The sequence below is a fragment of the Bacillota bacterium genome (assembly GCA_030705925.1).
Taxonomy (GTDB): Bacteria; Bacillota; Clostridia; order Oscillospirales; family Feifaniaceae; genus JAUZPM01.
Map to the genome: position 1 here is coordinate 1 of JAUZPM010000073.1, position 9,809 is coordinate 9,809.

Here is a 9,809-nt window from a genome sequence, read left to right on the forward strand (position 1 = left end):
AAATGCTTAACTTTGTGTCTAGTTTTTCTTGACCTTTCCAGGAGGTCCTTTTTCTCAATGTCCGTTTTTACTGGTACAGTTCATACAACAGCCCCTTCTTTTTTGTTTTTTGAGGTGAGTTATAAGTATTAATTATTTATGACTTGAGAGGCTTGCCGATTACTCTATTACTTCGTTTTTCTTTTTCCTATACAAGGCAAGGAACAGCAGTCCGACAGCAGATGCGATAGTGACGGTAAGATAAAGCTGTTTGAACCCGCCGTTCATAGTTTTTTGGAATTCACCCTCTAAGGCACCTCTTCGGTTGTCAATCTCTCTCATGTAAATGGTTTTCGCGGTTTCAAAGCCAGAAGGAATTGCGTTTTTCAGTTCGGTCATTTTGTTGATAGTGTCGCTCATCTGGGATTTAGCTGCTGTCATCGAGTTTATCGCCGCTTTCATCTGCTGCTGCTTAGACTTGTTTTCCTCCACTTTAGTTTGCAGACTTTTGATTGCGCTTTCAAGCTCAGACTTTTTTGCATCTAGGTCAGCTGCGGATTTAACCCCGCTAAGCTGATCTAACACATTTTTTGGAATGTTGCTTTTAACTGATTCAGGGATTAATGCAAGAATACTAAACGAAGGGGTTTTGCCTGTCATTACATCTACGGGCGCAGAAAAGGTTTTAGGCGCTGCTTGCGGCATAGCAGCCATCATAGATTCCAAGCTTTCTATCTGCTTCAGCGCGTTCTTCTGTGAAGCGATAGCCTTTTCCATTCCGTCAATACCTTGACCGATTCCATCATATCCGCTCTGCATTTTCTCAATGTTTATATCAAGATCGGACATTGAGCTTCTCATGGCTGTAATTCCGCCGTCAATGCCATTCTGAATTTTTGCTATGATGCTAGGGGTGGTTGTTTTAAACATTTCACCCGCCAAGGTCTTGCAGTTTGATGTTATGGTGGTAACATCAGATGCTTTTAAGAGATTACTCAAATCCTCAGACATAGTAAAATCACTGTTGGAATTCATATTTATTTCAACCTTTTGCAGTGAGGAAAAATCAGGAATCTCGACACCTGCCAGCTTATCCTTCATGTTTGGGTCATTTTTCAGCTTGGTCAGCGTATCATTCAGTTCCTGAGCATAGGGCAGCTGAGGCATACTGACTTCTGAAGGCAGCATATTCATCAGGTTGGTTTGAACTGACATACCCGCATGAGAAATAAACCCAACCATAATAGCGGGTGCGATAGCAGTTCCAATCGAACGAATCAGCGAAAGGGTAGCCAAAGCTGAGTTGGATTCTTCAATTCGGGTATTATCCAGCATCATATAGTTCAATGGGGTGCCCATAGTAAAGCCTATGCCGATGCCTACCAACATCAGTCCAATAAAGACAGTAACGAAACTAGGATGGCTCGCCGTGACGAGAATCAGGAACAGCGAGCCGATCATGGACACTAAGAAACCGAAACCCAGTACAATTTTTACGCCGAACTTATCAATCAGCCTGCCCGAAACAGGAGCACCAACGCCAGAGAATAAGCCTAAAATCAAAACAAAATATCCGCCATTTCCAGTGGTTATCTTCATAGCGTTTTCTGAGAACTGGGGTACAAAAACCATACCCATTATAATGATGCCGGTCAGGAAGCCTAGAAAAAGGGTGATTAAAATTCGCGGATTTTTAAAATATGTTAGATTGATAACCGGGTCATCGGCCTTTTTTTCCGCTAAAATAAACAATGGCAGCAGGAGTATGAAGATTATTAGGAAAGGATAAACTGATGTGCTGAAAAATGTCATCTTAAAATTAAAGAAATCAATGTTCCTCAAGCCATACATGACGGATAGTATCATTATGGTCAACACCGAGATGCCCCAGATGTCGATCTTTCTCACATCCTCCGACTTCGTGTTTGGAAGACAGATCAGCCCGGCAATCAAAATAAACAGCGTAATGGGAACATTGACGTAAAAAATAAACTGCCAGCGGTTGTTACCGAAGATATCGAGAATGGCACTTCCCGCAGAAGATCCGATAATGTTTGCCACGCCATATACCCCTCCAACGAGCCCCAGCGCCATCCCGCGTTTTTCCTTAGGAAATGTAGTTCCGAACTCCGCCGTAGCAATAGGGACGATACCGCCACCGCCTATTGCCTGAACTACACGGGCAACAAGCAAAAATTCGAAGCTTTTAAAATTCTGCGATAACCCGCATAAAAGAGAACCGAAACCAAACAAAAATATACTGATTAGGTAGATATATTTTCTTCCACGCTTATCTGCGAGTTTACCCATTATGGGAATGCTGGCAGCGTAAGCGAGGGTGTAAATAGTGATCATCCAGATGCCAGTTTTTTCATCAACCATCAGATTGTTTTGGATGATTGTTCTTGCAGGAGTTACAATTCCGGTGTCGATGGCCCCCATAAAAATACCCAACAGGTATGTAATCATAATAAACGCATAACTGTGCTTTCTGCCGCTTCCTACTTTACTCATTGCACTCACTCCAATTTTTCAATTTAGATACGTTTGACACCATTTTCTTAGTTATCCGTTCATATTCCTCAATTTCTTTCCGACTGAGTCCCTCACTCATATAGTCATCCCATTCTTTCAGCGCTACTTGCATTACCTTTAATATTTCCCAGCCCTTTGAAGTAAGGGAGATTAAATTTTCTCTTCTGTTTTCAGGGTTTTGCTGACGAGTTAACAGCTTTTTGTCTTCCATTTTGCTAATAGTTTTGGCAATAGCCCCCTTATCGATCATGTAAAACTGTGCGATGGCATCCTGGTTCACTTGATTCCGGGAAGAAAGATACATTAAAATAACCTGCTCGGGAAAACCCACCTTATGCTCTGCCAGCCTCCTTTCCGAATATATCCTGCTATATCGAACCAAAACAGACAATTCACTCATTAACATCTTTAAATCTCCTTATAGTTGCAATTTCAACAGTTGCCTATGCAACAATTCTATTATTTAAAATCCTTATTGTCAATTAAAATTTATAAAATTACAAGCCCTATTTGAGCCTTATACCATTTGTGATAGCTATGTGCGATTGGGGAAGAGAAAACCTTCCTGTGAGAGAATCATTTTGTAATTCTCGTTTTTATTTATTGACTAGCCTTATAATAAGCAGTATAATAAGTTATACTTTTCATACTATTCTTGAATTTAGGAGGTTAATTTATGGCACCTAAAGGTAAGCATATTTTCGGAACTGTCAAAGTCGGTGAAAAGGGGCAAATTGTCATTCCAAAAGAAGCGCGAGATATATTTAATATTAAACCGGGCGACACGCTTCTTGTTCTTGGCGATGAAGCCCAGGGACTAGCGATCGTAAAAAATAATGTATTTATGGAATTAGTAGACAAAATATTAAGTTCCCCAAAAGCTTCAAAACATGAAAAAGAATTTGCGAACGATGTGCTTGATTCGCAGGACAAGAAGGAAGAATAATGAACGCGGTTGAAATCAAAGGCTTAACTAAAAAATTCAAAGAAAGGACAGCGGTCGATTCACTTGATCTAACCATTGAAAAGGGTGAATTTTTTGCTCTCCTTGGACAAAACGGTGCAGGTAAAACGACAACCATAAAAATGCTTTCAGGTCTGCTTACCCCCACAAGCGGGGACGCGCTGCTTCTTGAAAAAAGTATAAAAAAAGAAACTGCTGCTGTAAAACAGATCATCAATGTTTCACCTCAGGAAACAGCTGTCGCTCCTAAACTATCTGTTAAAGAAAATCTTGAGTTGATTGCAAGAATCTATGGCAAAAGCAAAAACGATGCAACCGCTAAGGCAAAAGAAATGCTTGAAACTTTTAATCTTGAAGACCGTGCGAAAGACAAGGCTAAATCTTTATCTGGAGGTATGCAGCGAAGACTAAGTATTGCGATGGCTTTAATTTCTAACCCCGAAATATTATTTCTTGATGAGCCAACGCTTGGTCTTGATGTCCGTGCAAGAAGAGATATGTGGCAGTCAATAAGTAAACTAAAAGGGAAAGTCACTATTATACTCACAACGCATTATCTTGAGGAAGCGGAAGCTTTAGCCGACAGAATCGGCATTATGAACCAAGGAAAAATGCGGATAATCGGTACTGCAGAACAGATCAAAGCTGCAACAGGAAAGTCAACTCTAGAGGACGCTTTTCTAGATCTAACGGATGAGGAGGTCGAACAATGAGATCTTTAGTATTTTCAGCACGCAACCGCAAGGAAATCATAAGAGATCCTCTAAGTGTAATTTTCGGGATAGGATTTCCGGTAATACTCATACTTATGATTTCATTTATGAATCGAAGCCTTAAAGGAATGGCTGATATATTCCAAATTGCCAATTTTGCTCCGGGTATGTCTGTTTTCGGTTTATCTTTCATTTCTTTATTTTTGGGTATGCTTATTGCGAATGACAGAGGCAGCTCTTTTTTAATGAGATTATTTGCATCGCCGCTTACAGAAAATGATTACATAATCGGTTATACACTCCCGCTTTTGCCTATTGCCGTTATACAAAGCGTCGTTTGTTTCATAACCGCATTTTTCTTTGGTTTATCGCTGAACTTGAATATTATTCTTGCCATTATCGTACTAATTCCTGCCGCTTTACTTTTTATAAGCTTCGGGCTTTTGATGGGAAGCTGTTTTAACAGCAACCAAGTTGGCGGAATCAGCTCAATACTTATCAATGTTGCCGCTTGGCTTAGTGGAGCATGGTTTCCGCTCAAATTGATAGGTGGCGCATTTAAGAAAGTCTGTTACGCACTTCCGTTTGCGCATGCTGTAGACGCAACAAAAGCTGCCATTGCAGGTGATTACTCCGAGATTCTCCCCCACCTGCTTTGGGTGATCGGTTATACAATTATAATATATATACTAGCTATTTTTGCTTTTAAAAATAAAATGAAGGGCTGATATGCGCAAAGAACTTGAACTTTATCTGCTTGTTAGAAAGCGCCGTCTGATTCAAACCAGACGGCGCTTATTTCTTTTTATTTTATTGATTTTAAATCGATAAAATCGCCTTTTACGTGTTCATACAAATTTTTATAAACACGAAAATATTCCATATACTTTTGATGATTTTCGAAAATCGGTTCCATCTTTTCGATATATTCAGCATTTTGTTTTGCGATACTGAAATCTTTAAAATATCCTGTTGCAACTGCTGCAAGCAGAGCATCTCCGTAAGGTGCACCTATCCGGCTTTTTAAAAGCACTGTCGGTATATTCAATACATCGGTTATTATCCGTCGCCAAAGTTTACTTTTTGCTCCCCCTTCATTCATAACAAGCGGGATATTAATTTTTATTCCTTTTTCTTTAAAAATGCGGAAGGAATCATACATAGCATAAGCGACCCCTTCCATCATTGCCCTTACTAAATGACCTTTTGTATGACTTAAAGATAATCCGAATATTACCCCTCTGGCATTATTGTCCCATATCGGCGTACGCTCTCCCATAAGATAAGGAAGAGCAATCAATCCGTCACTGCCTAAAGGTACATTTTCTGCCTCCATATTAAGATAATCATAGCTGTCAAACCCGGCAACAAGTTTTGACATAGCTATTTCCAGGTGTGAAAAATTTTCTCTTAAATACCGCATAACTTGTCCGCCAGTAAGTGTTGTAGACACTGTAACATAGGTATTCGTGCAGTCACTTGTATAAGGAAAGTTGAACATTTCTTCAAGGAAATCGGTATTTTGGTGTACAACTCCGAAATTTCCGCATGTTCCAAGATTCATTTGGATATCGCCGACCTCAGTCGCCCCTCCGCCTATCCATCCTGCATTACAATCGACCTGCCCACCTGCTACCGGAATTCCCGGAACCAAACCGCAATCCTTTGCCGCCTGCTCTGTAACATAGCCAATTATATCCTCACAGCGATAAAACTTGGGGAACAAATCAGGCTTAAGCCCAATAAACTCCATTATCTGCTTATCAAACTCGTTTTTTAAAATATCATAAGCCACTCCATAAAATATTCCCGCTGAATAGTGCGCTGTCTTTTCACCTGTTAATTTATATCTTATATATCCGTCTATCGTGAGAGCTTTATCTATTCTGGCAAAATCCTCAGCCCGATTTTCCCTTTCCCAAAGCAAGTTAACTATTATAGGATGATCCTCAATACGGTTGCCTGTCACTTGAAATATTTTTTTAGCTGTAACTGTATCCTTTAGCCACTTGACTTGCTTGCCTGCACGCCTGTCCATAAGATTATATGCGTTGTGTACAGGATCGCCATTTTTATCTATCATTACTAAAGACGGAAGCGCAGCTGATGTCCCAATACCCTTTATATCATGCGGATTTATTTTTGATTTTTCGATGCATTCCTTAATTATTGCGCATGACGCCGGCCAATAATCAGCAGCTAAATGTTCAGAGTAGTTTTCAAGGTTCGTTATAATAGGATATTCACGAAACGCATACGCTAGCGTATTGGCATTTTCATCTATTATACAAGCCTTGCACCCACCAGTGCCATAATCAAGTCCAAGAAAACAACTTCCCGTAAGTTTTCACTCCTTATGAACTTCCATTTTGGCTTGTTCAAGTAATTCAATGATTTTTTTGAACGAATCTATATTCCAAGCTGAACGACCTATAAATAAGCCGTTAACATTTTTTCTTTGCGCTATTGGAACACAGTTTTCAACATTTACGCTCCCACCATAGAGAATAGGAATATGATCCCCATTTTCTCCGAATAAATCTTTAAGCTGGTCACGTATATATGAGTGCACCTCTTCAACATATTTGGGTTCTGCTGGTATACCCTTTTCTCCTATCGCCCAAACCGGTTCGTATGCTATCCAAATGCTTTTAGTCTGTTTCGAGTCTACACCTGATAATGCAATTTTTATCTGCCTGCATAATACTTCTTTTGTGATCTTATAATATTTATCTTTAGCGTATTCGCCAATGCATAGCAGCGGAGTCATGTGATATTTGAGCGCTGCATGTACCTTTTTATTTAAATCTTCATCATTCTCATTATAAAACTGGCGTCTTTCCGAATGTCCAAGTTCCGCGATATTGACTCCAATTTCGCTGAGCCACAAAGGCGAAATTTCTCCAGTGTATGACCCTTCCTGCTCCCAGTGCATGTTTTGTGCTCCCAGCAGGACATTAGAGTTACGCAGCTGATCTCTGACAGTTTTAAGGTGAGTATATGGAGGAATAACAAAATATGTGTATTGAGAATGAGCCTTTACTAACTCTAATAAATCATTTATATACTTTTCTGATTCAGAAAATGTTTTATTCATTTTCCAGTTGGTTCCTACAATAAAATCTTTCATTTGATTACACTTTCGGTAAAACTTTTATGGTTTTATGACTTCATCAGGGTGTTCCCCGGAAATTAGTCGATTAACATTCTTTAGCTGCTCATCGTTTAAGTAACGTGTATCTCCATACAACCGCGACACCAGCGTAGCTTTACAGAACATTTCAAGCGTCTCCATTTTATAATATGCGTCAAAGACATCGTCACCGATCGTCAATGCTCCATGACTTGTAAGGATAATAGCCTGACTTTCCGGATTCTCTTTTAAAACTCGCTCTACTTCACGCGGAACCTCAATAGTCGTCGGAGTGCAATATTCTGTTACAGCAATTCCATGTAAATTGAAAAGCACTTCAGGAAGAGCAACCCTGCTGAAATCAAGTTTCGACATCGATAGCCCTGTTGTGACGGGCGGATGGGCATGAACAACTGCATTGGCTTTTGGTCTTTGCCTGTATACCGCAAGATGCATTCGAATATCTCGTGCGGGTTTTAGACCTGATATAATTGAACCATCCAAGCTAACTAGACTGATTTGATCTTTACTCATCCTACCCTTGCAAAATCCCGAAGCTGTTATAAGGATTTTATTTTGAGATATTCGAACGCTTATATTTCCATCAGTTCCAACAAGAAGCCCCTTCTGATATAAATCATTGCCAACTTGAATAATGTCTTCTTTTATCTGTTCGTATATTTGCAAAAACCATCACCCCAAATCTTATTTCATTTATTTTCCCCTTACCTATTGATTTTAAGCATTATAATATTTAATCTTTATATATAAACTTTTATTAATACATCAGTTAATAAGATTGCATTTTTTATTAAACCATGCTAAAATAATTTAGCTGTTAATTACATTCGGAGGCATAGCACAGCCGGTTAGTGCGCCTGCTTCACATGCAGGAGGTCGCGGGTTCGAGTCCCTCTGTCTCCACCATATTTTTCTCTAAAGAAATCGATTTTCTGTAAAGCGATCGATTTCTTTTGTTGTATAGCACTATAAATAACCCAGTTATGCTTTTTGCAAGTCGAATCCGTATTTAGTAGATAAGTTATAAATAATATAAGCGAAGGAGTGAAAAGCATGGCAAAACCATATTTATTGGTGGTCACAGGAAGGCCGGGCGCAGGGAAAACAACGTTTGCTAAGGAACTTGGCGAAAAATTTTTTATGCCGATAATAAGCCGTGATCAAATTAAAGAAGGCTATGTCCATACCTTTGGGAAACGGCATTCAGAGCTTCCAGCTGACACCAATAAAATAGCTACTGACATCTATTTTGAGATAATCATGAATTTGCTGGCAAATAACGTATCTCTGATCGCGGAAGCCGCGTTCCAACATAAAGTATGGTCAGCAATGCTTGAGAAATATAAGAACATAGCTAGAATATACATATTAATATGTAAAGTGGACGGTAAGGTCGCGCTTGACAGATTTATAAGGCGCGGAGTGGATAATCCTTTAAGGGAGTATTTTCATGGAGACAAGGGAGTCGACCTTGCTAGACAGGGGGTTGAACTCAGCGTAAGCCATTATGACGAACCCCACTTTGATGCACCTACGTTTTATATAGACACTTTAGGAGAATATAACCCACCCATCAAAGAATTGGGAAGAAAAATTTTTGGGCAGACGGAAATACAGCAGGCATCTATATAATTAATGCTTGTTGAATACTTCAGTTTAATCTTTTATATTTTTACATAGAATGAGGAATTTTTAATGAATGGCAATACGGAATTCGATTCAGCCTTTTGCAATGTAAGATTTGTGGATAACGATAATGTGGTGCATCTAACATGGAAGAAGTTTGCCCGCATTGATGATTACAGAACCCCAGTGTTATTTGCATTGAATTTACTAAGGCAATTTCCGCATAGCAACTTCGTTGTTGATGCAAGAAATGGATTTGAAGATGATAAAGAAGATGTAAAATGGGGATTTTCAGTATTTCTCCCCGCCCTGGCGGAAACCGATTGTAAATATGTTGCCTTCATTATGCAGAAGGTCACAGATATTGAAGAAGAAATGGATCTATGGACAAAGGAATTCGGAAAATACTTCGCAGTGGTCAAAGCGGAAAATTATGAACAGGCTGTAAGCAAAATGCATACGCGGATTATGGTAAATGTCAGATATGAAATCAAGCCGGGAAAGCGAAATGAGTTTTTTGAAAAAGTGAACGAGCAGGGAATTATAACAGCTTCAAAAGAAGAGCCTGGCAATTTCAAATATGATTATTACATCCCTCTGGATTCTGAAAACGCCTTAGTTTTACTCGAAATGTGGGTTAACAGTGAGGCTCAAGCAGCACATGGAAAAGCAGAGCATTACCAAAAGCTGCAAGCTTTAAAGAAAGAATATGTAACGAAAGTTGAAATCGAAAAGTATAGTATTAACGACATATCTTAGGATTTTTATAGAGTAAATTTTACCCTTCTTACTTGGGTCAGGTTTTTGTCGTTACTTCCGGGCGGGTTTGTCTACAATC

Annotated in this window: 10 protein-coding genes, 1 tRNA gene and 2 pseudogenes; 7 read left to right on the plus strand and 6 right to left on the minus strand. The window is 39.3% G+C overall.

All coding sequences use genetic code 11. From position 1 onward, the window contains the following. Window positions 1–159 precede the first annotated feature (159 nt). Complete coding sequence (locus Q8865_09820) at window positions 160–2,493, minus strand: MFS transporter (protein MDP4153718.1); 2,334 nt, start codon at window positions 2,491–2,493, stop codon at window positions 160–162. After that, a complete protein-coding gene (locus tag Q8865_09825) occupies window positions 2,486–2,920 on the minus strand; it encodes a MarR family transcriptional regulator (GenBank protein MDP4153719.1) in 435 nt (144 codons plus the stop codon). Before Q8865_09825 ends, Q8865_09820 begins: the two co-directional genes overlap by 8 nt. 270 nt (window positions 2,921–3,190) lie before the next feature. Between Q8865_09825 and Q8865_09830 the strand changes: the two genes are divergently transcribed. Genes Q8865_09830 through Q8865_09840 form a run of 3 tightly spaced genes read left to right on the plus strand, consistent with a single transcriptional unit; the run spans window position 3,191 to window position 4,919 of the window. After that, window positions 3,191–3,460, plus strand: coding sequence for an AbrB/MazE/SpoVT family DNA-binding domain-containing protein (locus Q8865_09830; protein ID MDP4153720.1), 270 nt, complete (start codon window positions 3,191–3,193; stop codon window positions 3,458–3,460). After that, a complete protein-coding gene (locus Q8865_09835) occupies window positions 3,460–4,191 on the plus strand; it encodes an ABC transporter ATP-binding protein (GenBank protein ID MDP4153721.1) in 732 nt (243 codons plus the stop codon). The genes Q8865_09830 and Q8865_09835 overlap by 1 nt, the downstream gene beginning before the upstream one ends. After that, complete coding sequence (locus Q8865_09840) at window positions 4,188–4,919, plus strand: ABC transporter permease (GenBank protein ID MDP4153722.1); 732 nt, start codon at window positions 4,188–4,190, stop codon at window positions 4,917–4,919. Before Q8865_09835 ends, Q8865_09840 begins: the two co-directional genes overlap by 4 nt. 77 nt (window positions 4,920–4,996) lie before the next feature. On the opposite strand, the gene Q8865_09845 is transcribed toward Q8865_09840, so the two are convergent. The 4 genes and pseudogenes from Q8865_09845 to Q8865_09860 all read right to left on the minus strand — a co-directional run bounded on the left by Q8865_09845 (window position 4,997) and on the right by Q8865_09860 (window position 8,011). Then, window positions 4,997–5,755: an FGGY-family carbohydrate kinase gene (locus tag Q8865_09845; GenBank protein MDP4153723.1), complete on the minus strand. Its 759-nt coding sequence runs from the start codon at window positions 5,753–5,755 to the stop codon at window positions 4,997–4,999. 42 nt (window positions 5,756–5,797) lie between these two features. Beyond that, window positions 5,798–6,508: pseudogene (locus tag Q8865_09850) on the minus strand (FGGY family carbohydrate kinase). Between the two features lie 30 nt (window positions 6,509–6,538). Next, a complete protein-coding gene (locus Q8865_09855) occupies window positions 6,539–7,321 on the minus strand; it encodes a triose-phosphate isomerase (protein MDP4153724.1) in 783 nt (260 codons plus the stop codon). Between the two features lie 24 nt (window positions 7,322–7,345). Next, window positions 7,346–8,011, minus strand: coding sequence for a class II aldolase/adducin family protein (locus Q8865_09860; GenBank protein ID MDP4153725.1), 666 nt, complete (start codon window positions 8,009–8,011; stop codon window positions 7,346–7,348). A gap of 163 nt (window positions 8,012–8,174) precedes the next feature. Here Q8865_09860 and Q8865_09865 point away from each other — a divergent pair. The 4 genes and pseudogenes from Q8865_09865 to Q8865_09880 all read left to right on the plus strand — a co-directional run bounded on the left by Q8865_09865 (window position 8,175) and on the right by Q8865_09880 (window position 9,730). Beyond that, window positions 8,175–8,251, plus strand: a tRNA-Val gene (locus tag Q8865_09865). Between the two features lie 147 nt (window positions 8,252–8,398). Beyond that, window positions 8,399–8,977, plus strand: coding sequence for an AAA family ATPase (locus Q8865_09870; GenBank protein MDP4153726.1), 579 nt, complete (start codon window positions 8,399–8,401; stop codon window positions 8,975–8,977). 63 nt (window positions 8,978–9,040) lie between these two features. Then, a pseudogene (locus tag Q8865_09875) lies at window positions 9,041–9,418 on the plus strand (hypothetical protein). Between the two features lie 21 nt (window positions 9,419–9,439). Beyond that, window positions 9,440–9,730 (plus strand): putative quinol monooxygenase, encoded by a 291-nt coding sequence (locus Q8865_09880; protein MDP4153727.1) that lies wholly within the window; start codon window positions 9,440–9,442, stop codon window positions 9,728–9,730. Window positions 9,731–9,809 lie beyond the last annotated feature (79 nt).

What these genes read in the sequence shown, in the direction of transcription:
- Q8865_09870 (MDP4153726.1), top strand. Translation starts at nt 8,399, where the DNA reads ATGGCAAAACCATATTTATTGGTGGTCACAGGAAGGCCGGGCGCAGGG.
- Q8865_09835 (MDP4153721.1), top strand. Translation starts at nt 3,460, where the DNA reads ATGAACGCGGTTGAAATCAAAGGCTTAACTAAAAAATTCAAAGAAAGG.
- Q8865_09830 (MDP4153720.1), top strand. Translation starts at nt 3,191, where the DNA reads ATGGCACCTAAAGGTAAGCATATTTTCGGAACTGTCAAAGTCGGTGAA.
- Q8865_09855 (MDP4153724.1), bottom strand. Translation starts at nt 7,321, where the DNA reads ATGAAAGATTTTATTGTAGGAACCAACTGGAAAATGAATAAAACATTT.
- Q8865_09820 (MDP4153718.1), bottom strand. Translation starts at nt 2,493, where the DNA reads ATGAGTAAAGTAGGAAGCGGCAGAAAGCACAGTTATGCGTTTATTATG.
- Q8865_09845 (MDP4153723.1), bottom strand. Translation starts at nt 5,755, where the DNA reads ATGAATCTTGGAACATGCGGAAATTTCGGAGTTGTACACCAAAATACC.
- Q8865_09840 (MDP4153722.1), top strand. Translation starts at nt 4,188, where the DNA reads ATGAGATCTTTAGTATTTTCAGCACGCAACCGCAAGGAAATCATAAGA.
- Q8865_09825 (MDP4153719.1), bottom strand. Translation starts at nt 2,920, where the DNA reads ATGTTAATGAGTGAATTGTCTGTTTTGGTTCGATATAGCAGGATATAT.
- Q8865_09880 (MDP4153727.1), top strand. Translation starts at nt 9,440, where the DNA reads ATGGTAAATGTCAGATATGAAATCAAGCCGGGAAAGCGAAATGAGTTT.